This window comes from Streptomyces griseoloalbus, from assembly GCA_014650015.1.
In the GTDB taxonomy this organism is placed as follows: domain Bacteria; phylum Actinomycetota; class Actinomycetes; order Streptomycetales; family Streptomycetaceae; genus Streptomyces; species Streptomyces griseoloalbus.
This window is the reverse complement of sequence record BMUD01000016.1, coordinates 93,176-120,159: the sequence shown is the minus strand read 5'-3', so window position 1 is coordinate 120,159 and position 26,984 is coordinate 93,176. Positions and strand designations below refer to the sequence as shown.

The 26,984-nt window shown below is 74.0% G+C and carries 6 protein-coding genes; 2 read left to right on the top strand and 4 right to left on the bottom strand.

Translation table 11 applies throughout. The features are described 5' to 3' along the window. Window positions 1-27 precede the first annotated feature (27 nt). The 4 genes from IE178_RS23820 to IE178_RS23805 all read right to left on the bottom strand — a co-directional run bounded on the left by IE178_RS23820 (window position 28) and on the right by IE178_RS23805 (window position 25,220). Window positions 28-729 (bottom strand): thioesterase II family protein, encoded by a 702-nt coding sequence (locus IE178_RS23820; protein WP_193513721.1) that lies wholly within the window; start codon window positions 727-729, stop codon window positions 28-30. Between the two features lie 72 nt (window positions 730-801). Further along, window positions 802-9,768: a non-ribosomal peptide synthetase gene (locus IE178_RS23815; protein WP_193513720.1), complete on the bottom strand. Its 8,967-nt coding sequence runs from the start codon at window positions 9,766-9,768 to the stop codon at window positions 802-804. Beyond that, entirely contained in the window at window positions 9,765-17,528 is a 7,764-nt protein-coding gene (locus IE178_RS23810) for a non-ribosomal peptide synthetase (protein WP_193513719.1), read from the bottom strand. The genes IE178_RS23815 and IE178_RS23810 overlap by 4 nt, the downstream gene beginning before the upstream one ends. Window positions 17,529-17,531: 3 nt before the next feature. Further along, window positions 17,532-25,220: a non-ribosomal peptide synthetase gene (locus IE178_RS23805; protein WP_193513718.1), complete on the bottom strand. Its 7,689-nt coding sequence runs from the start codon at window positions 25,218-25,220 to the stop codon at window positions 17,532-17,534. A gap of 283 nt (window positions 25,221-25,503) precedes the next feature. Between IE178_RS23805 and IE178_RS23800 the strand changes: the two genes are divergently transcribed. Continuing rightward, window positions 25,504-26,727: a cytochrome P450 gene (locus IE178_RS23800; RefSeq protein ID WP_193513717.1), complete on the top strand. Its 1,224-nt coding sequence runs from the start codon at window positions 25,504-25,506 to the stop codon at window positions 26,725-26,727. A 5-nt stretch (window positions 26,728-26,732) separates the two neighbouring features. After that, window positions 26,733-26,930 carry a ferredoxin gene (locus IE178_RS23795; protein WP_184765391.1) on the top strand — a complete coding sequence of 66 codons (198 nt, stop codon included), beginning with the start codon at window positions 26,733-26,735 and terminating at the stop codon, window positions 26,928-26,930. The last annotated feature ends 54 nt before the right edge of the window (window positions 26,931-26,984 follow it).

Genomic DNA, 26,984 nt, shown 5'->3' with positions numbered 1-26,984 from the left:
GCGGGTCGCCGGGCCCGTCGCGCCGGCTCAGGCGGGGCGGACGTCCGCGAGTACGTCGATCAGGCCTTCGGGGTTGTCGACCAGGTACATGTGGCCGCCCTCGACCTCCACGAACCGGAAGTCCCCGCTGGTGGCCTTGGACCACTCCATGGCCTGCTCGGTGGTGACCAGGGTGTCGGTGGTGCCGCGCACGGAGACGATCGGCGCGGGCAGCGGTTCGGCGGAGGAGGGGACGTAGCTCTCGTGCATCTCCACGTCGGCACGGAGCGTGGGCAGCAGCAGCTCCCGCATCTCCGGGTCCTCCAGGGCGTCGTGCCGGTAGCCCGCGAACTCCTTGACCCGGTCCAGGAACTCGTCGTCGCCGAGTCCGCTCGCCCCGTTCTCGCGCCGGGTCCACGGTCCGGGCGAGCCACTGACCACGAGGGCGGCCAGCTCGACGCCGTCGGTCACGGCCAGGCGGTGGGCGATCTCGTACGACAGCACCGCGCCCAGGCTGTGGCCGAACAGGACGACCGGGCCGACGCCCTTGACCCGCTCCAGCACCTCGGGCAGCAGCCCGTCGGCGGCCACGACCGCGTCCTGGTACGGCTCCTCCGCGAAGCGCTGCTCACGGCCGGGGAGCTGGACGGCCGCGAGGTCGAACCGGTCCTGGGCGAGCGGCACCCAGGGGCGGAAGACCGAGGCGCCGGCCCCGGCGAACGGCACGCAGAGCACGACCGTCTTTGCCATGGTGATTCCTTTTCTGTGCGGTGTCGTTGTGCTGTGTGTCAGCTGTGTCAGCTGTGCCGGCTGTCGGCCGTGTCAGCTGTGCCGGCTGTCGGCCGTGTCGGCCGTGGCGGCCGTGTGCCGGGCGTCGGCCGGGTGAGCGGTGCGGGCCAGCTTCTTCGCCAGTACCGCCCCGATCTCGGCGAGGGGTTCGGGCCGCACCAGGTCGTTGTGGGCGACGGCGACGGTGTGGATCTCCAGGCCGCCGTCGACGTGGTCCAGCCAGTGGTCGGGGTCACCGGCCGGGTCGACGGTCGCGGCGAACATCACCGCGCCCGCGCGGCTGCGCCCGGTGAGCGCGGCCCCGTCGAGGCGGAAGCTGTTCGCCATCACCCGCTGCAGGCGCCGCAGCTGGTCCGCCGTCAGGCCCGCCAGGTCGTTGCCGGTGGACCGTACGGCCGCCATGACGGTGTCGACGTCGACCGGGCCGTCGAGCCCGGCCGCGTCGAGCCCCGCGGCGGAGAGGATGCCGTCGAGGAACTCCCGCTCGGAGAAGCGCGCGTCGGGCTCGGCCGTGGTGCTCGGGTAGGCGTCCAGCAGGGCGAGCAGCTCGACCTCCTGGCCCGCGGCCTCCAGCCGGACGGCCATGGCGTGCGCGATCCGGCCGCCGAGGGACCAGCCGAGCAGCCGGTAGGGGCCCTCCGGCTGGACCGCGCGGATCCGGGTCACGTAGTCGTCCGCCATCTCCTCCAGCGACGCCGGCAGCGGGTCGTCGCCGTCGAGTCCGACGGCCTGGAGGCCGTGCAGCCCGACCTCGGCCGGCAGGTGCTCGGCGAGACCGGCGTACGGCCAGCTGAGCCCGCCGAGCGGGTGCACGCAGAACAACGGGGCGTCCGGGCCGCCGGGGCGCAGGGTCAGCAGCGGGGCGGTCGGTCCCGTCGCGCCGTCCTGGCCGAGGCGGCCGGCGAGGGTCGCCACCGTCGGCGCCTCGAAGATCGACACCACCGACATCTCCGCCCCGAGCCGGTCCCGGACCCGGCTGATGAGCTTGGTGGCGAGCAGCGAGTGACCGCCGAGGTCGAAGAAGTTGTCGTCGATGTGGACCGTGTCGTGGCCGAGGAGTTCGGCGAAGATCTCGCAGAGCACCGTCTCGGTCTCGTCGCGCGGGGCGCGGCCGGGCCGGCGGTCGAGCAGGCGCGGCGCGGGGAGCGCCTTCTTGTCGACCTTGCCGTTCGGGGTGACCGGCACGGCGTCGACGACCGCGTAGTGCACGGGCACCATGTGGTCGGGCAGCAGGGCGGCGAGAAGGTCACGCAGCTCCTCCGGTTCCACGGGGGCGGCCGGGTCGGCGACGGTGACGTACGCGGCGAGGCGGGTGTCGCCCGACGGGTCCCGGTGCGCGGTCACGACGGCGCTGCCGACGCGGGGGTGCCGGGTGAGCGCGTGCTCGATCTCGCCCAGCTCGACGCGCTGCCCGCGGATCTTCACCTGGTCGTCGGTACGGCCGAGGAACTCGATCACCCCGTCACGGGTGACCCGGGCGAGGTCGCCGGTGCGGTAGAGCCGGGAGCCGGGCGGGCCGTACGGGTCGGCCACGAACCGCTGCGCCGTCAGGTCCGGCCGGCCGAGGTAGCCGTGCGCCAACTGCACGCCGCCCAGGTACAGTTCGCCGCTGCTTCCGGTCGGGGCCGGGGTGAGGGCGGCGTCCAGCACATAGGTCCTGGTGTTCCAGATGGGCCGGCCGATCGGCACGGACGGGGTGTCCGGGGCGGTGGCGCAGTCCCAGGCGGTGACGTCGACGGACGCCTCGGTCGGGCCGTAGAGGTTGTGCAGTTCCACGCCGCCGAGCACGGCCCGGAACCGGTCGCGCAGGCCGGCGGGCAGGGCCTCGCCGCTGCACAGCACGCGGCGCAGCCCGGTGCAGCGGGCGGCCTCCGGATCGGCGAGGAACACCTCCAGCATCGACGGCACGAAGTGGACCGTGGTGACGGCCGCGTCCTGGACCAGCCGGGCCAGGTAGGCGGGGTCCCGGTGGCCTCCGGGCCGGGCGGCGACCTGCACCGAACCGGTCACCAGCGGCCAGAAGAACTCCCAGACGGAGACGTCGAATCCGGACGGTGTCTTCTGCAGCACCCGGTCGTCGGGGCCGAGGCGGTAGGCGTCCTGCATCCACAGCAGGCGGTTCACGATGCCCCGGTGGGGCACGACGACGCCCTTGGGGCGGCCGGTGGAGCCGGACGTGTAGATGACGTAGGCGGGCGAGTCCGGCAGCGGACCGGGCAGCGCCCGGACCGCGTCGGCGGGCACGGCCGTCAGTTCCCAGTCGGTGCCGAGGTCGTCCAGCACGACGAGTGAGCGGACGGTGCCCTTGACGCCCTCGGGCAGGGCGCGGAGCGCGTCCCCGGTGGTGACCAGGACGGCCGGGCGGGCGTCCCCGAGGACGTAGGCGATCCGCTCGGCCGGGTAGTCGGTCTCCACCGGCAGATAGGCGGCGCCCGCCTTGAGCGCGGCGAGCAGGGCCACGGTCAGGGCCGCCGAGCGCGGCACGGCCACCGCGACGACGTCGCCGCGGCGTACGCCGCGGGCGGCGAGCAGCGCGGCCAGACGGGACGAGCGTTCGTCGAGTCCGGCGTAGCTCAGCTCACCGTCCTCGGCGACGACGGCCGGCCGGTCCGGGGTGCGTGCCGCCTGCGCCGCGAAGAGTCCGGCGACGGTCTCCGGCGCGAAGCCGGACTCCGTCACGGGAGGCAGTTCGAGCGTGCGGGCGGTGTCGTTGAGGCCGGTCAGCAGCCGCTCGTGCTCGGCCGGGTCGAGGATGTCGATCCGGGTGAGCGGGGTCGCCGGTTCGGCGGCACCGGTGGTGAGCAGCCGGGCGAGCCGTTCGCCGATGAGCCGCACGGTGCCGGCGTCGAACAGGTCGGCGCTGTACTCGATGGACACGTCGATGCCGGCGGGGGCACCGTCGAGGTCGGTGCGTTCGACGAAGTTGAAGCCGAGGTCGAACTTGGCCGCGGAGGTCTCCTGGTCGATCGGGCGGGCGGTCAGTCCGGGCAGGTCGAGCGAGGCGACCGCGTTGTTCTGCAGCACGATCATCACCTGGAACAACGGGTGCCGCGCCAGCGACCGGGCCGGCTGCACCGCGTGCACCAACTGCTCGAACGGCAGGTCCTGATGCGCGTACGCCGCCAGGTCCGCCACCCGGACCCGCTCGACCAGCTCCCGGAAGCCCGGGTCCCCCGACACGTCGGTGCGCAGCACCAGCGTGTTCACGAAGAACCCGACCAGATCGTCCAGCGCGGCGTCCGTGCGGCCCGCGATCGCCGTCCCCAGCGGGACGTCCGGCCCGGCACCCAGCCGGGACAGCAGCCCCGCCACACCGGCCTGCAACACCATGAACAGACTCGAACGCGTCGACCGCGCCAGGTCCATCAGGTCCCGGTGCAGCCGCGCTCCCAGCTCCACGGACACCACACCGCCGCGGTACGACGCCACCGCCGGACGCGCCCGGTCCACCGGAAGGTTCAACTCGTCCGGCAGACCGTCCAGCGCGTCGCGCCAGTACGCCAGCTGCGCCGCGATCGGCGAGCCCTCGTCGTCCTCACCGCCGAGCACGTCCCGCTGCCACAGCGCGTAGTCCGCGTACTGCACGGGCAGGGGCTGCCAGTCGGGCGTCGCGCCGTCCAGGCGCGCCCGGTAGGCGACGGCCAGGTCACGCGCCAGCGGCGCCTGCGACCAGCCGTCCCCCGCGATGTGGTGCATCACGACGCACAGCACGTGCTCGGTCCCGTTCCCGGTCCCGGTGACCCGGAACAGCGACGCCCGCACCGGCAGGTCCACCGCCAGGTCGAAGCCGGCCGAAGCGGCCGATCCGAGCGCCGCCGCCAGGCCCTCCTCGGTCACCTCGACGACCTCGACGGGCACCGTGGCCTGTGCGACCGGCACGACCCGCTGCCACGGTTCGCCGTCGGTTTCCGGGAACACGGTGCGCAGGGCCTCGTGCCGGGCGACCACGTCGTTGAACGCGGCGGTGAGCGCCGGCACGTCGAGCGCCCCGGAGAGCCGCACCGCCAGCGGGACGTTGTAGGTCCCGCTCGGCCCCTCCATCCGGTTCAGGAACCACAGCCGCCGCTGGGCGAAGGCCAGCGGCACCCGCTCCGGGCGCTCCTGCGCCGCGCGGACCGGCGGACGCCCGCCCGTCGACGAGCCGACCACCCGCTCCGCGAGCGCCGCCACCGTCTGCGCGTCGAAGATGTCCCGGAACGGGAGCTCGATGCCGAAGGTGGAGCGGACGCGGCTGACCAGCCGGGTGGCGAGCAGCGAATGGCCGCCCAGGTCGAAGAAGCTGTCGTCGATGCTGGTGACCGGCTTGCCGAGCAGGTCGGCGAAGAGTCCGCACAGGGTCCGCTCGATGTCGTTGCGCGGGGCGCGTGCCGTGCTGTGGTGGGGCTCGGGCAGCGCGTCGAGGTCGATCCGGCCGTCGGCGGTGCGCGGGAAGGCGTCGAGGGCCGGGTAGTGGGCGGGGACCGCGTACTCGGGGAGTGCGCTCGCGGCGTGCGCGCGCAGTGTCTCGGCGTCCGCCGGGGCCGCCGGGTCGGCGGGGACGTGGTGGGCGACCAGCACGGTCGTGCCGGCGGGCCCCGGGCGGGCGGTCACGAGCGCCGCGCCGACGGCGGGGTGTCCGGTCAGGACGCCCTCGATCTCGCCGGGTTCGACGGGCCGGCCGCCGACGGTGATCCGGTCGTCGGTACGCCCGACGAGCTCGACGGTGCCGTCCCGGGTGATGCGGGCCAGGTCGCCGGTGCGGAAGAGGCGGGAGCCGGGCGGGCCGTACGGGTCGGCCACGAACCGCTGCGCCGTCAGGTCCGGCCGGCCGGCATAGCCGTGCGCCACCTGTACGCCGCCGACGTAGAGTTCGCCGGTGCTGCCGAAGGGCAACGGGGCGAGGTGCCCGTCGAGGACGTAGACCCGGGTGTTGCGGACCGGCCGGCCGGCCGGCGGGTGGGCGGCGGGCGTGCCGGTGGTGCCGTTCCAGGCCAGGGCGTCGAAGGACGCCTCCGTGGGACCGTGCAGTACGTGCAGTTCCGCTCCTGCCGACAGCGCCCGGAACCGTTCGGGCAGGCCGGCCGGCAGGGGCTCGCCGCCGCACAGCACGCGGCGCAGCCCGGTGCGGTGGGCGGCCTCCGGCTCGGCGAGGAACACCTCCAGCACGGACGGCGCGAAGTGGACCGTGGTCACGCCGGTACGGCGGATCAGCCGGGCCAGGTGGACCGGGTCGCGGTGGCTGCCGGGCCCGGCGACCACCTGGGCGGCGCCCGCGACCAGCGGGGCGAACTGCTCCCAGACGGACACGTCGAGGTCCTCGGGGGCCTTGTGCAGCACCCGGTCGTCGGGGCCGAGGCCGTAGGCGTCCCGCATCCACAGCAGCCGGTTCACCAGGCCCCGGTGGGGCACGAGGACGCCCTTCGCGCCGGACGTGTGGATCAGGTAGGCGGGTGAGTCCGGCAGCGGGCCCGGCAGCTCACGGACCGCGTCCACGGTCACGGCCGCGGGTTCGTCGACGAGCACCGGCTCCCGCACGGAAGCGGGCAGGGAGGGCAGTGTGTCCCGCGTGGTGAGGACGGCGGCGGGCGCCGCCGCGGCGAGGATGCCGGCGATCCGCCGGGCCGGGTCGTCCGGCTGGATCGGCAGGCAGACGGCGCCGGCCCGCAGCACCGCGAGGTGCCCCACGGTCAGGGCCGCCGAGCGCGGCACGGCGACGGCGACGACATCGCCCCCGCGTACGCCACGGGCCGCGAGCAGCGCGGCCAGGCGGCCGGAGCACTCGTCGAGCTCGGCGTAGCTCAGCTCGGCGTCCTCGGCGACGACCGCCGTCCGGTCCGGGGTCCGCGCCACCTGGGCCGCGAAGAGCCCGGGGACGGTGTCGGAGGATGCGGTCCCGTCGGAGTGCTCGGGCCGCTCGGAGTGCTCGGGTCCGCCGGAGCGTTCGGGTCCGCCGGTGTGCGCGATGCCGGGCCGGCCGGTCAGCAGCTGCTGCCACTCGCGCGGTTCGAGCAGGTCGAGCCGGCTCAGCGGCATGGCGGGGTCGGCGACGGCCAGCGTCAGCATGCGTACCAGGCGCCTGCCGAGGACGGCGACCGTGTCCTCGTCGAACAGGTCGGCGCTGTACTCGACCGTCACCTCGACACCGGCGGGCGCGCCCATGGCGTCCTTGCGTTCGACGAAGTTGAAGCCGAGGTCGAACTTCGCGGCCCCGATGTCCCCGTCGATCGGACGGGCGGTCAGTCCGGGCAGGTCCAGCGAGGCGACCGCGTTGTTCTGCAGCACGATCATCACCTGGAACAACGGGTGCCGCGCCAGCGACCGCGTCGGCTGCACCGCGTGCACCAACTGCTCGAACGGCAGGTCCTGATGCGCGTACGCCGCCAGGTCCGCCACCCGGACCCGCTCGACCAGCTCCCGGAAGCCCGGGTCCCCCGACACGTCGGTGCGCAGCACCAGCGTGTTCACGAAGAACCCGACCAGATCGTCCAGCGCGGCGTCCGTGCGGCCCGCGATCGCCGTCCCCAGCGGGACGTCCGGCCCGGCACCCAGCCGGGACAGCAGCCCCGCCACACCGGCCTGCAACACCATGAACAGGCTCGACCGCGTCGACCGCGCCAACCCGACCAGGTCCCGGTGCAGCCGCGCTCCCAGCTCCACGGACACCAGACCACCGCGGTACGACGCCACCGCCGGACGCGCCCGGTCCACCGGAAGGTTCAACTCGTCCGGCAGACCGTCCAGCGCGTCGCGCCAGTACGCCAGCTGCGCCGCGATCGGCGAATCCTCGTCGTCCTCACCGCCGAGCACGTCCCGCTGCCACAGCGCGTAGTCCGCGTACTGCACCGGCAGCGGGGCCCACTCGGGCGCCGCGCCGTCGGCCCGCGCCCGGTACGCCGCCCCGAGATCCCGCGCCAGCGGCGCCTGCGACCAGCCGTCCCCCGCGATGTGGTGCACCACGACGCACAGCACGTGCTCGGTCTCGGCGACCCGGAACAGCGACGCCCGCACCGGCAGGTCCACCGCCAGGTCGAAGCCGGACGAAGCGGCCGATCCGAGCGCCGCCGCCAGGCCCTCCTCGGTCACCTCGACGACCTCGAACGGCAGGCTCACCTCGGCGACCGGCACCACCTGCTGCCAGGGCTGCCCGTCCGCGTCGGGGAACACCGTGCGCAGCGACTCGTGCCGCCCCACGACATCCACCAGCGCCGACCGCAGCGCCGCCACGTCCAGCGTCCCCGACAGCCGTACCGCCAGCGGGATGTTGTACGTCCCGCTCGGCCCCTCCATCCGGTTCAGGAACCACAGCCGCCGCTGGGCGAACGACAGCGGCACCCGCTCCGGGCGCTCCTGCGCCGCGCGGACCGGCGGACGCCCGCCCGTCGACGAGCCGACCACCCGCTCCGCGAGGGCGGCGACGGTCTGCGCGTCGAACAGGGCACGGACCGGGAGTTCGATGTCGAAGACGCTGCGCACCCGGCTGACCAGCCGGGTGGCGAGCAGCGAATGGCCGCCCAGGTCGAAGAAGTTGTCGTCGACGGAGACCGAGGGCACGCCCAGGGCCTCGGCGAACAGTCCGCAGAGCACCTCCTCGTGCGGGGTCCTCGGGGCCCGTCCCCCGCCGGAGACGACGGTCAGGTCCGACACCGACGGGCCGGTACCGCCACCGGTCTCCGCCTCGGCGGCGGCCGTCCACCCCTCGGGGACGGCGATGGACGCCAGCGCGTCGGTCACCGCCCGCGTGTCGTCGTCGGCGAGGGCCGTCAGCAGCCCCTCCAGCGCGGCCAGCAGACCCCCCGCGACCTCGGGGGTGAACAGTCCGCCCTGGTACCCCAGACGCAGTTGGAGGCGCTCGCCGGGTACGACGATCAGGGTCAGCGGGTAGTGCGTGGCGTCGTCACCGGAGACACCGGTCACGGTGAGGCCGCCGATCGACGACTGGAGCGAGTCGGCGTCCACCGGGTAGCTCTCGAAGGCCACCAGGCTGTCGAAGAGGCGGCCGTGGCCCGCCGCGCCCTGGACCTCGGTCAGTCCGATGTAGTGGTGGTCGAGGAGGGCGGACTGCTCGTCCTGGACCCGCAGCAGCAGGTCGCGCAGGGACTCGCCGGTGCCGAGCCGGACGCGGACCGGCACGGTGTTGATGAACAGGCCCACCATGGTCTCGACGCCCTCGATCTGGGGCGGGCGCCCGGAGACGGTCGCGCCGAACACGACGTCGTCGGTGCGGGTGAGCCGGGCCAGCAGCAGGCCCCAGGCGACCTGGACGGCGGTGTTGACGGTGATGCCGAGCCTGCGGGCGAGCGCGGTCAGGCGCGCGCTCGGTCCGGCGGGCAGGTCGACGGTGAGCCGGCCGGGCAGCGCGGCCACGGAGTCGTCGGCGTCGGGGGCGACCAGGGTGGCGCCGGGGAGGCCGTCGAGCGCGGACCGCCAGGCCGCGAGGCCCTGCCGCTTGTCCTGCTTGCGCAGCCAGGCCAGGTACAGCTTGAAGGGGGCGGCGGGCGGCAGGGCGGACGCGTCCCCGCCCGCGCCGTACAGCGCGAACAGTTCGCCGAGGACGATCGGCATGGACCAGCCGTCCAGCAGGATGTGGTGGCAGGCGAACATCAGCCGCCAGCCGGCCTCGGCCGTGCGCACCACGGTGAACCGCAGCAGCGGCGGGGCGGTGAGGTCGAAGCGCACCTCCCGCTCGGCCGCGTCCAGTTCGGCCAGCCGCGCCGCCCGTTCCGGCTCGCCGAGGCCGGACAGGTCGTGCACGGCGACGGGGGTCTCGAACGCGCGCGGGACGACGCTGACGGGCCTGCTCAGGTTCTCCGAGAGGAAGCCGGCCCGCAGGTTGCCGCGGCGGATCAGCAGCGCGCGGACGGCGTCGCGGAAGACGTCCAGGTCGAAGGGGCCCTCGAAGTCGATGGCCAGCCGCACGGTGTAGACGTCGAGGGCGTCTTGGTCGTAGGTCGCGTGGAAGAGCATCCCTTCCTGCAGCGGTGCCAGGGGAAGGATGTCCTCGAAGAGGTCGTTGCTGGTCACTGGGTCTTCCTCCACTCTGCTTCCAGCACCCCGAGGTCGTCGAGTTCGAGGTCGATCAGTGACAGGTCCGAGGGGGTGAGCCCGGTGGGCTGTTCCCCGGCCGCGTGGTCGGCGAGCGCGGTGAGCGCGCGGAACCATCCGTCGGCCAGCCGGCGCAGCTCGTCGGGCTCCAGCAGGCGGCGCGGCCAGGTCCAGTGGGCGACCAGGCGCGGTCCGGCGGGGCCGTCCTCGACGACGACGTTGAGGGAGACCGCGTGCGGGGCCGGCATGTGCGGGTCGCCGCCGCCCAGTTCGCGCAGCACGTCGCCGTCGGCCGACATGCTCCAGTCGTCACCGGCGAAGTCGCCGGCGGACGCGTCGGCGACCGCCGTGCGGCCCAGGTAGTTGAAGCCGAACTGGGGCGGGTCGTAGGCGGCCAGCTCGTCGCGGGTGCGCGGGTTGAGGTGGCGCAGGAGGCCGTATCCGATGCCCTCGTCGGGCATCTCCCGCAGGGTCTCCTTGACCCGGGAGAGGGCCTTGTGCAGGGCGGTGGGGTCGTTGAACACCTGGCCCCAGGAGACCGGGCCGAGGTCGAGGCGCACCGGGGCGAGGCTGGTGAACCAGCCGACGGTGCGGGAGACGTCGAGGTCGTGTCCGGGCGGTATCTGCCGGCCGTGCCGTTCGACGTCCACCAGGACGTCGGTGCCCGCGCCGAGTCCGCGCCGCCTGCGCCAGTCGGCGACCGCGAGCGTGAACGCCGTCAGGAACACGTCCTCCACCCCGCAGCGCGCCGCGGTCGGTACGGCGGTCAGCAGCCGCTCGGTGACCTCCTCGGGCAGGGTGAGGGCGAGGGCGCTCTGGGTGCCCATGGTGTCGACGGCCGGGTCGCGCCGCTCGGCGGTCACCGGTACGTCCTCGTCGCGCAGTTGCTCCGCCCACCAGGCGACCTGCGCGGCCCGGGCGGGCTGGGCGGCCAGTTCGCCGAGCCACTGCGCCCAGCGCCGCCACGCCGTGCCGACCGGCTCGAGCGCGGGCTCCGTACCGGATGCGGCGGCCTGCCAGGCGGCGGCCAGGTCGGGGACCAGGATGCGCCAGGACACCCCGTCGACCACCAGGTGGTGGGCGACGAGCAGCAGCCGGCCCGGGGTGTGCGCCCCGGCGTCGAACCAGACGACCCGCAGCATCGCGCCGTCCGCCGGGGACAGCGCGGCCACCGCCTGCTCGGCGTGGTGCGCGATCGCGGCCCGCAGCTCCCCGGGCCCGGCGCCGGTGACGTCGACGCGGGTGACGCAGCCACCGGCGTCGACCGCGCCGCGCGCCCGTACCTCGTACGACCACTGTCCCGCCGTGTCCGACAGCGTGAGCCGCAGCGCGTCGTGGTGGTCGAGCACGGTGCGCACGGCGGTGGTCAGCGGCTCCTGGCCGAGACCGGCGGGCACCCGCAGCAGCACCGACTGGTGGAACCGCTCGGTACGGCCGCCCAGTTCGCGCAGCCAGTGGGTCATCGGGGTGAGCGGCACCTCGCCGATGCCGGCGTCCGGGTCCTGCTCGGGCAGGTCGTCCACGCTGCGGGCGACCGCCGCGAGACCCGCGACGGTCTTGTGCTCGAACACGTCCCGGGGCGTGATGACCAGGCCGCCCTTGCGGACCTCGCCGACCAGCTTGATGGAGACGATGCTGTCGCCGCCGAGTTCGAAGAAGCCGGTGTCGACGCCGACCTCGGACAGCCCCAGCACCTCGCGGAACGCCTCGGCGACGACCTTCTCCGCGTCGGTGGTCGCCGCCCGGCCGCCGTCGCCGGCCCCGAAGTCGGGTGCGGGCAGCGCCGCGTGGTCGAGCTTGCCGTTCACCGTCAGCGGCAGCGCGTCCACGACGACGACCGCCTGCGGCACCATGTACTCCGGCAGCCGCCCGGCCGCGTGGGCGCGTACGGTCTCCGGCGTCCCGTCCGCGTCGCCGTCGGGTACGACGTAGGCGACCAGCTGCCGTACGCCGGGCCGGTCCTCGCGGACGACGACCGCGGCGGAGTCCACCCCGGCGCAGCCCGAGACAGCCGCCTCGATCTCGCCGAGTTCGATGCGGAAGCCGCGCAGCTTGACCTGGTTGTCGCGGCGGCCGACGAACTCCAGCATGCCGTCGGGCCGCCACCTCACCACGTCGCCGGTGCGGTACAGCCGGGCGCCGGGCTCGCCGAACGGGTCGGCGACGAACCGCTCCGCCGTCAGCGCGGGCCGGCGCAGATAGCCGCGCGCCAGGCCGGTGCCCGCCACGTACAGTTCGCCCGCGACGCCGACCGGGCACGGGTTCAGTGCGCCGTCGAGGACGTACACCCGGGTGTTGGCGACGGGTCCGCCGATGGGCGGGGTGACGGTGCCGTCCACCGGGCCGGACGCCGTGGCGCACACGGTGGTCTCGGTGGGGCCGTAGGCGTTGATCACCCGGCGTCCGGGTGCCCAGCGGGCCACCAGGTCACGGGGGACCGCCTCACCGGCGAGCACCAGGGTCAGGCCGGTGGGCGCGGACTCCGGGTCGGCGCCGGACAGGGCGGTCGGGGTGAGGGTGGCGTGGGTGACGGCCCGCTCGCGCAGGAAGGCGGTGAGGGCGTCGCCGAGGACCGGTCCGTCGGCCGGGGTGAGCACCAGGGCGGCGCCGTTGAGCAGCGCCATCACGGTCTCCCAGGCGGCGGCGTCGAAGCTGGGCGCGGCGAACTGCCCGACCCGGCTGTCGGCCCTCACGCCGAGGTGGTCGGCCTGCCAGGCGGCCAGGCTGCCCAGCCCCCGGTGCCCGACGACGACGCCCTTGGGCCGGCCGGTGGATCCGGAGGTGTAGATCACGTAGGCGGGGTGGTCGGCGGAGAGCGGGGCCCGCCGGTCGGCGTCGGTGACCTCGGCCCCGCTGTGGCGGGCGAGGGCCGCGACGACGTCGGGGCTGTCCAGGAACACCGGCTCGGCGATCTGGTCAGGGAGCCGGTCGGCCAGCCCGGTGAGGGTGACCACGAGCACCGGGTCGCCGTCGGTGAGCATGTACTCGATGCGGTCGGCGGGGTGGTTGGGGTCGACCGGTACGTAGGCGGCGCCGGCGGTCGTCACCGCGAGGAGGGCGGTGGTGAGGTCCACGGAGCGCGGCAGGACGAGCGCGATCCGGTCCTCCGGTCCCGCCCCGCGTTCGATCAGCAGCCGGGCGAGCCGGTTGACCCGGTCGGCGAGCGTGGCGTAGTCGATGTCGCCCGCGTCGGAGACGACGGCGGTCCGGGTGCCGTGGTCGGCGGCCCGTTCGGCGAACAGTTCCGGGACGGTGGCAGCGGGCACCGGCCGGCGGGTGTCGTTCCAGCCGGTCAGCAGCTGCTCGCGCTGGGCGGGCGGCAGGATGTCCAGCGCGCGCACCGGCCGGGCCGGGTCGGCGACGGCGGCCCGCAGCAGCGCCACCAGATGGGCGGCGACGCGCTCGGCGCTGCTCCGGTCGAACAGGTCGGTGGCGTAGTTCAGCAGGCCGGAGATGCCGCCGCCGGCGGTGTCCTCGACCAGGGTGAGTTCCAGGTCCACCTTGGCGACCGGCAGCAGCATCTCGTGCGGGGTGACCCGCAGGCCGGGCAGCTCGACCTCGCGCAGGTCGTTGTTCTGGTAGGCCAGGATCACCTGGAACAGCGGGTTGTGGGACAGCGAGCGGTCGGCGCCGACCAGGTCGACCAGCCGCTCGAAGGGCAGGTCCTGGTGGGCGTAGGCGCCCAGCGCGGTCGCCCGTGCCCTGCGCAGCAGGTCGACGAAGCTCGGGTCGCCGGACACGTCGGTGCGCAGCACCAGGGTGTTGACGAAGAAGCCGATCAGGTCGTCGGCCGCCGCGTCGGTGCGGCCGGCGACCGGGGTGCCGATCGGGATGTCGTCGCCGGCGCCGAGCCGGGACAGCAGCGCGGCCAGGGCGGCCTGGAACACCATGAAGGGCGTGGTGTCGGTTTTGGCGGCCAACGCGCGCAGGGCGGCGGTCAGTTCGGCGTCGACGCGCACCGGCACGGCACCGCCCCCGTGACCGGCGACCGCCGGGCGCGGGCGGTCGGTGGGCAGGTCGAGTTCCTGCGGGGAGCCCGCGAGCCGTTCGGTCCAGTACGCCAGTTGGGTGGCGGCCGTGCTGTCGCCGGCCTGCTCGTCGCCGAGCAGTTCGCGCTGCCAGAGCGTGTAGTCGGCGTACTGCACCGGCAGGGGCCGCCAGTCGGGGGCGGCGCCGTCGAGGCGGGCCCGGTACGCCGTCGACAGGTCGCGGACCAGCGGCGCCTGGGACCAGCCGTCGCCGGCGATGTGGTGCACGACCGCGCAGAGCACGTGCTCGTCCGGGGCGACGCGGAACAGCCATGCCCGCACCGGCAGGTCGACGGCGAGGTCGAAGCCGGCCGTGCCGGCCGCGTGGAGGGCGGCGGACAGCCCGGCCTCGGCGATGTCGGAGACCTCGATGTCCACGACGGCACGTTCGGCGGGCAGGACCTGCTGCCACGGTTCGCCGTCGGCGTCGGGGAACACGGTGCGCAGGGCCTCGTGCCGGGCGACCACGTCGTTGAACGCGGCGGTCAGCGCGGGCACGTCCAGCGCGCCGGACAGGCGTACGGCGAACGGGATGTTGTAGGTGGCGCTCGGGCCTTCCATGCGGTTGAGGAACCAGAGCCTGCGCTGCGCGAAGGACAGCGGCACCCGCTGCGGACGGTCCGCCGGGCGCAGCGCCGGGCGGGCGGCCAGCGGGGTGTCGGTGAGCCGGGCGGCGAGCGCGGCCACGGTCGGTTCCTCGAAGACGCGGCGGATGGGCAGTTCGACGCCGAGCACCGAGCGGACCCGGCTGACCAGGCGGGTCGCCAGCAGCGAATGACCGCCCCGCTCGAAGAAGTTGTCGTGCACGGAGACCGACTCGAGGCCGAGCACCTCGGCGAACAGCCCGCACAGCAGCTCCTCGTGCGGGGTGCGCGGCCGCCGGGTCTCCTCCTCGGTGTGTTCGGGCGCGGGCAGCGCCTGGACGTCCAGCTTGCCGTTGGTGGTCAGCGGCAGGGCGTCCAGGGCGACGACGGGCCGGGGCACCATGTACTCGGGCAGCCGCTCGGCCGCCCACGTGCGCAGTTCCTCGGTGTCCAGCCGGGCGCCGGCGGCCGGGACGGCGTAGCCGACCAGGTGGCGCACTCCGGGCCGGTCCTCGCGGACGACGACGGCGACCTGGCCGACGGCGTGGTGTCCGGCGAGCACGGCCTCGATCTCGCCGAGTTCGATGCGGAAGCCGCGCAGCTTGACCTGGTTGTCGGTGCGGCCCACGAACTCCAGCCGGCCGTCCTCGCGCCAGCGCACCACGTCGCCGGTGCGGTACAGCCGGGCGCCCGGCTCGCCGTACGGGTCGGCGACGAAGCGCTCGGCGGTCAGGTCGGCCCGGCCGACGTAGCCGCGGGCCAGTCCGACGCCGGCGACGTACAGCTCGCCCGCGACGCCGACCGGGCACAGCCGCAGGTCGCTGTCGAGGACGAGGACGCGCTTGCCGTCGAGGGGGCGGCCGATGGGCACCGGTTCCGGTACGGGCTCGCCCGGCGGCAGGCGGTGCGCGGCGGCCATGACGGTGACCTCGGTCGGACCGTAGGCGTTGACGACCGTGAGGTCGGGGCAGGCGTCGAGGACCTGGCGTACCGAGGCGGCGGGCAGCGCTTCGCCGCCGGTCCACACCTCGCGCAGCGGCCGGAGGATCTCGGGTGCCTCGGCGGCGATCAGCCGGAACAGGCCGGTGGTGAACAGGGTGGCGGTGACCCGGTTGTCGACGAGGGTGCGGCCGATGGTGGCGATGTCCAGGTCACCGGGCGGGCCGACCACGAGGGTGCCGCCGTTCAGCAGCGGGATCCACATCTGGTAGGTCGAGGCGTCGAAGGCGTGCGCGGACTGGAGCAGCACCCGCTCCTGCGCGCCGCCCGCGAACAGGCCGTCGGCGGCCAGGTCGCCGATCCCCCGGTGGGTGACGGCGACGCCCTTCGGCCGGCCGGTCGAGCCGGAGGTGTACATGATGTACGCGACGCGATCGGCGCCCGGCGGCATCGGGACGCCGCCCTCGGGCAGCGGGTGGTGGTCGGGCAGGTCGCCCTGCTCCAGGATCAGCGAGATGCCGCTGTCGGCGAGGACGTGCGCGCGCCGGGCCGGCGGCCAGCGGTGGTCGACGGGGACGTACACGGCGCCCGCGCGGATCACGCCGAGCACGGCGAGGACGTACTCGGCGGAGCGGTCCATGGCGATGCCGACGGGCTCCTCGGCGCGCACCCCGCGCTCGCGCAGCCAGGCGGCGATCCGCTCCACCCGGTCGGTGAGTTCCGCGTACGTCAGCGAGAGGTCGCCGCAGACCAGCGCCTCCCGGTCGGGTCCCTCGGCGGTGCGCAGGGCCAGCAGTTCCGGCAGCGTGCGCGGCTCGGCGGGGACCGGCCGCGGGCTCCACTCGCCGAGCAGCCGGGACCGCTCGCCGGCGTCCAGTACGTCGACCGTGCCCGCCGTGACGGCGGGGTCGGCGACGAAGGACTCCAGTACGGCGGTCAGCGCGCGGCTGTACGCCTCGACACGGGCCTCGTCGAAGGCGTCGGCGCGGTAGGTGAAGCGCAGTTCGAGCTCGTCGCCCGGGATGACCATGAGGGCGAGCGGGTAGTGCGCGCCGTCGGTGGAGAAGACCCCGGCGACCGACAGCCCGCCGGGGAGGGTGAGTGCCGCCGGGTCGACGGGGAAGTTCTCCGTCACGGTGAGGGTGTCGAACAGGTCGCCGTGCCCGGCCGCCCGCTGGATCTCCGCGAGGCCCAGGAACTGGTGGGCCATCAGGGCGCGTTGCTCGTCCTGGATCCGACGGCACAGCGCGAGCAGCGTCTCACCGCGGTCGAGGCGGACCCGTACCGGCACGGTGTTGAGGAACAGGCCGACCATGGTGTGCACGCCGGGTATCTCCGCCGGGCGGCCGGCGAGGGTCATGCCGAAGGTGACGTCGGTGCGGTCGGTCAGCCGGCCGAGCAGCAGGCCCCAGGCGGCCTGCACGACGGTGTTGAGGGTGAGGCCGAGCTCGCGCACGCGCCGGGTGAGCCGGTCGGTGGTCCCCGGTGACAGCCGGACGCCGACCTTGCTGGGCAGCACGGAGGTGGACCGGTCGTCGGGCAGGGCGGCCAGCAGGGTCGGCCCGTCGAGCCCGTCGAGCGCGTCCCGCCAGGCCCCGGTGGCGGCGGCGCGGTCCTGCTTGGCGAGCCAGGCCAGGTGGTAGCGGAACGGCGTGACCGGGGGCAGTGCCGTCGCGTCGCCGCCGGCCGCGTACAGCTCGAACAGTTCGCGCACCAGGACGGGCGCGGACCAGCCGTCGAGCAGGATGTGGTGGTTGGTGACCAGCAGCCGGTGCCGCAGCGGTGCCGTGCGGACGACGGTGAACCGCAGCAGGGGCGGCCGGTGCAGGTCGAAGCGGGCGGCCCGGTCCCGCTCGGTGACCTCGCGCAGCGCGGTGTCCCGCTCCGCCTCGGGCAGGTCGGTCAGGTCGACCTCCCGCCAGGGCGGTTCGGCCGACACCGGGATGAACTGCAGGGGGCGCGCCCCGCCGTCCCGGAAGCCCGCGCGCAGGTTGCCGTGCCGCTGGAGCAGGGTGCGGGCGGCGGCGCGCAGGGCGGGGACGTCGAGCGGACCGTCGATGTCCATGCCGAGCTGCATGACGTAGACGTCCGGGCCGTCCTGCTCGTCGTACTGGGCGTGGAAGAGCAGGCCTTCCTGCAGCGGGGTGAGCGGCAGGACGGCTTCCAGCGACGAGGGCTCGGTGCTCATTGACTAAACGCTCCAATTCGATGCGAACTCGTCCAGCTCGTCCTGGGAGACCAGGGGGATGTCCCACTCGCCGGCGGCCGGCCGGTCGCCGGTGCCGGTGTCGTCGGGTGCCGGTGTGGCCGCCGCGGCGATGGCCCGTACGGTGCGGTGGGCGAAGACGTCCTGCGCGGTCAGGGAGAGTCCCGCGGCCCTCGCCTTGCTGACCACCTGGATGGAGACGATGCTGTCGCCGCCCTGGCGGAAGAAGTCGTCGTCCGCGCCGACCCGGGAGAGCCCGAGCACCTCGGCGAAGATCCGGGCGATGGTCTCCTCCTCGGGCGTGGCGGGCGCCAGGTGCGAGGCGGAGGCGGCGGCGTCGGGGGCGGGCAGCGCCTTCTGGTCGAGCTTGCCGTTCGGGGTGACCGGCAGCGCGTCCAGGACGACCAGCGCGGCGGGCACCATGTAGTCGGGCAGGCGTCCGGCGAGCGCGTCGTGCAGTTCGGTGACCAGGGCGCCGTCCCTGCGGCCGGCCAGCGGGTCGTTGGCGTAGCGCTCGGGGGCCGGTCCCGTCCGGTACAGGTCCCGGTAGGCGGGCGCCGGTTCGCCGGTGTCGGCGGCCGGGACGAACACGGCGTCCAGCCGGCCGTCGGTGACGCCGGCCGTCCAGGTGACCAGCGTCCGGTAGCCGCTGCGGGATCCGATGTCGGTGAGCGCGCTCACGCCGACCCCGTCCGGTGCCGGGACGCCGTCGATCTCGGCGAGTGCCACCAGGTCCGCGGCGAGCCGCCCGTTGGGGATGCCGGTGACGCGCAGCGGGGCCGGGTGGGCCTCGCGCAGGCGCGTGGCCAGTCCGGTCAGGCCGTCGGCGTCGTCCCAGGTCAGGGACGGCACCGAGGCGAGGGAGACGGTGTCCGACGGGCGCTTGTGCAGCACCACGTCGTAGCGGTAGCGGCTCAGCTCGTTGTCGTAGGCGCCCTGCTTGATCCGGATGTCGACGCCGCCGAAGCCGTCCAGGGCGTCGGCGAGGGAGTCGAACAGGCCCGGGTCGACGAGCAGTTCGGTCTCCCGCTCGACGGCCCGGTCGACCGCGGACCGCGCGGCGGCCGGGCTGTCGCCGGGGTGGGCGACGCGGTGGACGCCGGCCCGCATGCAGCGCAGCAGCCGGAGGTCGCGGAGGTCGCCGAGGAAGACCGCGCCCGTGTCGCCCAGCAGACCGAACGCCTTGCCGATGACCTCGGTCAGGTAGTCGGCGCTCGGGAAGTACTGCGCCACGGAGTTGATGACGACGGTGTCGAACGTCCCCTCCGGCACCCCGTCCAGGCGGTGCGCGGGGGCCGCGGTGAACCGGGTCCGCCCGGCCAGCACCGGGTCGGCCGCGGTCTGGCGGCGCAGGGTGTCGATGACCGTGCCGGACAGGTCGGTGCCCCAGTACAGGTCCACGTGCGGGGCGACCGGCGCCATGATCAGACCGGCGCCGACGCCGATCTCCAGCACCCGGCGCGGCCTCAGTTCCATGATCCGTTCGACGGTGGCGGCCCGCCAGGCGCGCATCTCCTCCTCGGGGAGCACGGAGCCGTCGTAACTGCTGTGCCAGCCCGCGAAGTTCTCGCCGAGCGGCGGTCCGTCCTCGGCGGCGGCGCCGTACACCTCGTCGTTGATGACCTGCCACTTGTCGACCTGGTCGGTCTCCAGGCCGGTGTCGCGGACCTCGGCGGTGTGCTGCGCGGGCACCACGTAGCCGACGAGCCTGCGCTCCCCGGGCCGGTCCTCGCGGATCACGACGGCCGCCGACGCCACCTGCGGCTGGTCGGTCAGCACACCGGCGATCTCGTCCGGCTCCACGCGGAAGCCGCGCAGCTTCACCTGGTCGTCGGCGCGGCCGACGAACTCCAGCTGCCCGTCGGCGCGCCGGCGCACCACGTCTCCGGTGCGGTACATCCGCTCCCCCGGCGTCCCGAACGGGGCGGCGACGAACCGCTCCGCGGTCAGACCGGGCCGGCCCAGGTAACCGCGGGCCAGGCCGACGCCGGCCACGTACAGCTCGCCGTCGACACCGACGGGGACCGGGCTGAGCCGGGAGTCGAGGACGTACGCCCGCATGTTGGCGATCGGGGTGCCGATGGGCGGGACGGCCGCCTCGGTGAGCGGCTCGCTCATCGTGGCGCAGACCGTGGTCTCGGTGGGGCCGTAGGCGTTGATCATGCGGCGGCCGTGGGACCAGGTCCCGGCCAGTTCCGCCGGGCACGCCTCACCGGCGACGGTGAGCACCAGGTCCGCGGGCACGGCGGCCGGGTCGAGGCCGGTCAGCGCGACCGGTGGGATGGTGGCGTGGGTGACGCGGTACTCGGTGAGGAACCGGGCCAGGGCGTCGCCGAGCAGCAGGCCGGTGTCGACCGGGAGCACCAGCGCGGCGCCGCGGAGCAGGGCGATGCAGGTCTCGGACACGGCCGCGTCGAAGCTCGGCGTCGCGTACTGGACGACCCGGCTGTCCCGCTGGATCGCGAACCGCTCGATCTGCGCGGCGGCCAGGTTGCCGATGCCCCGGTGGGTGACGACGACGCCCTTGGGGCGGCCGGTGGAGCCGGAGGTGTAGATGATGTAGGCGGCGTGGTCGACCGAGGCGGGCCGCAGCCGCTCGGCGTCGGTGAGCCGGGTGTCCGCCCGTGCGGCGATCTCCGCGGCGGTGGCGGGGTCGTCGACCACCAGCCGGGGCGTGCCCGGGATCACCTCGGCGGCCATCCGCGCGACCTCGGCGCAGGTCAGCATCAGGGCGGGCGCGCAGTCCCCGGCCATGAACGCGACCCGGTCGCGCGGGTACGCGGGGTCGACCGGCACGAACGCGGCTCCCGCGGTGACCACGGCGAGCTGGGCCACGACCAGGTCGACCGACTTCGGCATGACCAGCAGGACACGGTCCTCCGCGCCGATCCCCCGCGCGACGAGCTGCCGGGCGAGCCGGTTGACCCGCACCTCCAGATCGGCGTACGACAGCTCCTCGGCGCCGGCGACCAGGGCGAGGGCCTCGGGCGTACGGGCGACCTGGGCGGCGAACAGGGCGGGCAGGGTGTCGAAGTCGACGGCGCGTGCGGTGTCGTTCCAGTCGACGAGGACGCGGCGGCGCTCGTCGTCGCGGAGCACGTCCAGTGCGCTCAGCCGGGTCCCCGGCCGGGTGGTCGCCGCGTCCAGCATCCGCACCAGCCGCTCGATGAGCAGCTCGACGGTGGAGCGGTCGTACAGGTCGGTCGCGTACTCGACGGCGCAGACCATGTGGTCGGGTGCGTCGCCCTCGCCGTGCACCTCGCGGAAGTCGAAGAGCAGGTCGAGCTTGGCGGTGTGGGTGACGGCCGGCTCGATCCACGCGTCGAGGCCGGGCAGGTCGAGGGTCGGCGTCGCGTTGTTCTGGAAGCCGAGGCCGATCTGGATGAGCGGGTGCCGGCCCGCCGACCGCTCCGGGTTGACGGCCTCGACCAGCCGCTCGAACGGCAGGTCCTGGTTGGCGAAGGCGGCGAGGCCGTCCGCGCGCGCCTTGCCGAGCAGGTCGTCGAACCGGGGGTCGCCGCTGAGGTCGGTGCGCATCACGAGGGTGTTGACGAGGAAGCCGACCAGGTCGTCCAGTGCCTCGTCGGTGCGGCCCGCGATGGAGATGCCGAGCGGGATGTCGTCCCCGGCGCCGAGCTTGCTCAGCAGCGCGGCCAGCGCGGTCTGCACGACCATGAAGGGGCTGACGTCGAACTCGCGTGAGCAGCGCATGAGGTGCTGGTACTGCTCGGGTGTCAGCGCGAAGCGCAGCGTCTCGCCGCGGTAGGAGGCGACGGCCGGCCGGGGCCGGTCGGTGGGGAGGGTGACCTCCTCGGGCAGCCCGGCCAGGTACTGCTTCCAGTGGGCGAGCTGGGCGGAGATGGCCGAGGACGGGTCGTCCTCGTCGCCGAGGATCTCGCGCTGCCACAGGGTGTAGTCCGCGTACTGCACCGGCAGCGGCCGCCAGTCGGGGATCCGGCCCTGGCTGCGGGCGGTGTAGGCGGTCTCCAGGTCGCGGGTGAGCGGCACCAGGGACCAGCCGTCGCCGGCGATGTGGTGCACCGGCATGAGCAGCGCGTGGTCCTCCGGCGCGACGCGGAAGAGGTGGGCGCGCACGGGGGGCTCGGTGGCCAGGTCGAAGCCGATGCCGGCCATGTCGGCCATGGCGCCGTCCAGTTCCTCCGCGGCGATCTCGGTGACGCCCATGACCGGGGTGGCCTCGGCGGCGGACAGGATGTGCTGGCGCGGGGTGCCGTCCCGGTCGGGGAAGACGGTGCGCAGGCTCTCGTGCCGGGCGATCACGTCGCCGATGGCGGCCTGCAGCGCCTCCTCGTCGAGCGAGCCGCGCAGCCGCACCACGAGCGGGATGTTGTACGTGCCGGCCCCGCCGTCGATCTTGTCGACGAACCACAGCCGCAGCTGGGCGAAGGACAGCGGGATGTCCTGCGGCTTGTCCATGACGGTGAGCGGGCGGCGGGCCTCGGGCACGTTGCCGGTGCCGGCCAGCCAGGCGATCAGCGCGGCCGGGGTGGGCTGCTCGAAGACGGTGCGGATCGCCAGCTCCACGCCGAACGCGGCGCGGATGCGGCTGACCAGCCGGGTCGCGAGCAGCGAGTGGCCGCCCAGGTCGAAGAAGTTGTCGTCCATGGAGACCGACGGCAGGCCGAGGATCTCCGCGAACAGGCCGCAGAAGATCTCCTCCTCCGGCGTGCGCGGGGTGCGGCCGGCCGTGCTGCCGCCGAAGTCGGGGGCGGGCAGCGCCCGGGTGTCGAGCTTGCCGTTGGTGGTCAGCGGCAGCGCGTCCAGCGGGACGAACCAGGACGGCACCATGTGGTCGGGGAGTTCGGCGGCGGCGTGTTTGCGCAGCGCCGCCGTCTCCGGCACGGTGCCGTCGCCCTGGCCGCCGACGACGTAGGCCACCAGCCGCTTGTCGCCGGGGGTGTCCTCGCGCACGACGACCGCGGCCTGCCGCACGTCCGGGTGGCGCAGCACGGCGGACTCGATCTCGCCCGGCTCGATGCGGAACCCGCGGATCTTGACCTGGTGGTCGGAGCGCCCCAGGTACTCCAGGTTGGCGGTGCCGTCCACGGCCCAGCGCACCACGTCACCGGAGCGGTACATGCGCTGCCCGGCGGGGCCGAACGGGTCGGCGACGAACCGGGTGGAGGTCAGGTCGGGGCGCCCGAGGTAGCCGTCGGCGACGCCGGGCCCGCTGACGTACAGCTCGCCGGGGACACCGGGCGGGGCCGGGCGCAGCGCGCCGTCGAGGACGTACAGGCGCAGGTCCCGGATGCCGAGGCCGATCATGCTGCCGGTGCCGGCCGAGGCGTCGGAGGCGTTGAGCATCAGCTCGGTGGTGTGCACCGTGGTCTCGGTGATGCCGTACATGTTCACCAGCCGGGGCGTGTCCTCGGCGTGCCGCTCGTACCACTGGGCGAGCCGGCCGAACTCGAGGGCCTCACCGCCGAAGATGACGTAGCGCAGGGCGAGTTCGGCGCCGGTCTCCGGCTCGTCGGCGTCGGCCTGGATCAGCTGGTAGAAGGCGGACGGGGTCTGGTTGAGCACGGTGACCCGTTCGCGGGCCAGCAGCCGCAGGAACTCGTGCGGCGAGCGGGTCACGTGGTGCGGGGGCACCAGGAGGCCGGCGCCGTGCAGCAGGGCGCCCCAGATCTCCCACACGGAGAAGTCGAAGGCGTAGGAGTGGAACAGCGCCCAGGTGTCGTCCGGTCCGAAGCCGCTCCAGTGGCGGGTGTGGTCGAGCAGCCGGATCACGTTCTGGTGGGCGACCACGACGCCCTTGGGGCGGCCGGTGGAGCCGGACGTGTAGATGACGTAGGCGGCCTGGTGGGGCAGGACCGGGCCGCCCCGGTCGCCGTCGCCGACGGGGGCGTCGGACAGGGCGGCGAGGGCGATGCGGATGAACGGGTCGTCCAGCACGATCGTGGGGACGTCGCCCGCGGGACGCGCCGCCAGGGTGTCCTGGTGCGCGGTGACCATGGCGGTCGGGCGGGCGTCGCCGAGGATGTAGGCGGCCCGGTCGGCCGGGGAGTCGGGGTCGATCGGCAGGTAGGCCGCGCCGGCCTTCACCGTGGCGAGCAGGGCCACCGGCAGGTCCACCGAGCGGGGCATGGCCAGGGCGACGAGGTCCCCGCGCCGTACGCCGCGGGAGATCAGCAGCCGGGCCAGCCGGTTGGAGCGTGCGTCGAGTTCCCGGTAGGTCAGGGTCCGGCGGTCGTCGCCGTCGAAGGCGATCACGGCCGTGTTGTCCGGGTGGGCGGCGGCCGCCCCGGCGAACCGTTCGGTGAGCGTCGACAGCACGGGCTCCGGCGTCGAGTCCACGCCGCCCCACTCGTGCACGAGCCGGGTCAGCAGCTCGTCGTCGACCGTGTCCAGGGCGCCGATCGGGCGGTCGGGACGGGCGGCGAGTTCGCCGAGCAGCCGCAGCACGAGGCGGTGGTGACGCTCGGCGGCGCCCGAGGGGTAGACGTCCGGGTTGGCCGACATGTCGAACCGGAAGCCGCCGTCCGGCTCGGCCATCACGATCAGGGAGAAGTCGTCGTCGTGACCGGCCGTCAGCGGGTGCAGGGTGGCGGGGATCCCGGCGAACTCCACGGAGTCGGAGGCCACGTGCAGGTTGAGGCGCGGGCCGAGCAGCCGGCCGTCGGAGCCCAGCAGTTTCAGGTCGCGCCGCAGGTCCTCGTAGCGGTACCGCTTGTGCCGGGACGCCTCGCGCATCCGGCGGTGGGCGTGCCGGATGAGTTCGGCCGCCGTCATCTCCGGCCGCACGTCCAGGCGTACGCCGATCACGTTGGAGACCATGCCGGGCACGGCGCGGCCCGCGACGGTCGTGCGGGCGGCGACGGACAGCGCGACGACCACGTCGCTGCTGCCGGTGACACGGCTGGTGTAGGCCGCGAGGGCGGCCAGCACGGCGGCGGGCCAGCCGACGCGCACCGAGCGGGCCGCGTCGCGGATCTCGGCCCCGGTGCCGGCCGGGACGTGCGCGCTGCCCCGCACCTGGCGGTGGGGCATCGCCGTGGGCCGGTCGCCGAGGCTCGGGACGGCCGGGGTGTCGGCGAACTCGGCGGTCCAGTAGTCCCGGTCGGCCTCGAAGGCGGCGGACCGCCGGTAGGCCGCCTCGTCCTCGATCAGTGTGCGCAGCGGCGGGAACGCGCCGACGGCGGTGTCGTCGCCGGCGACGAGCCGGGTGTAGATCTCGGCGACCCGGGCCGCGACGAGGCTCGCGCCCGCGGCGTCCATCACCACGTGGTGGTAGCGGTAGTAGAACAGGCTCCGGTCGTCGCCGAGCTTGATGAGGGCGAACCGGTACAGCGGCTCGCCGCCCATGTCCAGCGGGGTGTCGGCGTCGGCCCACATCCACGCCTCGGCCTCCTGCCACGGCCGCTCGGCGGACGTGAGGTCGAGGACGTGCACGGGCTGTTCGGACCAGTCACCGATCGGCTCGACGACCTGCGCGGGGCCGGTGCCGTCGTCGGTGATCCGGGCCCTGAGGGCCTCGGCCTCGGTGACGGCCTGCCGCATCGCGGACACGAACAGCCGCTCGTCGACGGCTCCTTCGATGTCCAGGTACAGGGCCGCGTTGAACGTCGCGTTCGGGCCGCTCAGGCTCTGTGCGTACCAGATCCCGGCCTGGCCGGCGGTCAGTGGCAGAACCGTGGCTGACGAGTCAGACATCTGTCCTCTGTTTTCTTCGGGCCGGGCCGATGGATGTTCGGCGGTCAGGGCGTGAAAGGCCGTTACTCAGACGTACTGACTCAACGGATACACGATCGGATATTCGCTGTCGCGGGCCGGTGCAATTTCCGGAAACGGCCCCGACCCGGGCCGCCCGCACGGGAATTCAGCTTCTTCGAACCGACTCCTCTGCAGCTAGCGGCAAGCGGCTCCGAGAAGCGCGGGCGGCTCCTTAGGATCGGCCCGCAGGAAATGTCCTCAGCTCAGATATAGGGGTAACGTCATGAGCGACGCCGAGACCAGGATGGCGACGTGCCCTGTCGCCCCGCACGGCTGGCCCAACCCGCTGCTGCCGGAGTACGACCAACTGCCGGAAGGCCGCCCGCTGACCCAGGTCACCATGCCGTCGGGCAGCACGGCGTGGCTGGTCGCGCGGCACGACCAGATCCAGCGTCTCCTGGCCGACAACCGGTTCAGCGTCGAGCCGCACCCGACGTTCCCCATCCGGTTCCCCGCGCCGCAGGAACTGCTCGACATGATCGCCCGCGACGCGAAGAACCTGCTGGTGACCATGGACCCGCCGCGGCACACCCGGGTCCGTCAGATGGCTCTGCCGGACTTCACCATCAAGGCCGCGGAGAAGCTCCGGCCGCGGATGCAGGACCTGATCGACTACTACCTGGACCGGATGGAGGCCGAGGGCGGCCCGGCCGACCTGGTCCAGGCGCTGGCGCTCCCCTTCCCCGCGCAGGTGATCTGCGAGCTGGCCGGCATCCCCGAGGGCGACCGGGAGATCTTCACCCGGAACGCGGCGATCATGGTGGGCACGCGCCACTCGTACACCATGGAGCAGAAGCTCGCCGCCAACGACGAGCTCATGAAGTACTTCGCGACCCTCGTCACCGACAAGCAGAACAACCCCACCGACGACATGCTCGGCAACTTCATCGCCCGGGCGGGCAAGACCGACGAGTTCGACCACCACGGTCTGACCCTGATGACCAAGATGCTGCTGCTCGCGGGCTACGAGTTCATCGTGAACCGCATCGCGCTCGGCATCCAGGCACTGGTCGAGAACCCCGAACAGCTCGCCGCGCTGCGCGCCGACATGCCGGGTCTGATGCCCAAGACCGTGGACGAGGTGCTGCGGTACTACAGCCTGGTGGACGAGATCATCGCCCGCGTCGCGCTGGAGGACGTCGAGATCGACGGCGTCACCATCAAGGCGGGCGAGGGCATCCTCGTCCTCAAGGGCCTGGGCGACCGCGACCCGGCCAAGTACCAGGACCCGGACGTCTTCGACATCCACCGCGACTCCCGCGACCACCTGGCCTTCGGCTACGGCGTGCACCAGTGCCTCGGCCAGCACGTCGCGCGCCTCATGCTGGAGATGTGCCTCACCAGCCTGGTCGAGCGCTTCCCCGGGCTGCACCTGGTGGAGAGCGACGAGCCGCTCGAGCTCATCGACGGGCTGCCGCCGGTGCACAAGCTGACGATCGGCTGGTAGCCGCGATGAAGGTCCACGCCGAGCGCGACCGCTGTATCGGGGCCGGGCTGTGCACGCTGCACGCCCCGTCCGTCTTCGACCAGGAGGACGACGGGATGGTGGTCGTCCTGAACGAGACGCCCACCGGCACCGACGCCGACGACGCCCGCAAGGTCGCGGAGCACCTCTGCCCGGGCAAGGCAGTCCGGATCTCCGGCGGCTGATCCCGTCCCCCGTCCCCGGGCCGCGGGTCCGGTGCCCTCCTCGACGTCTCCTCG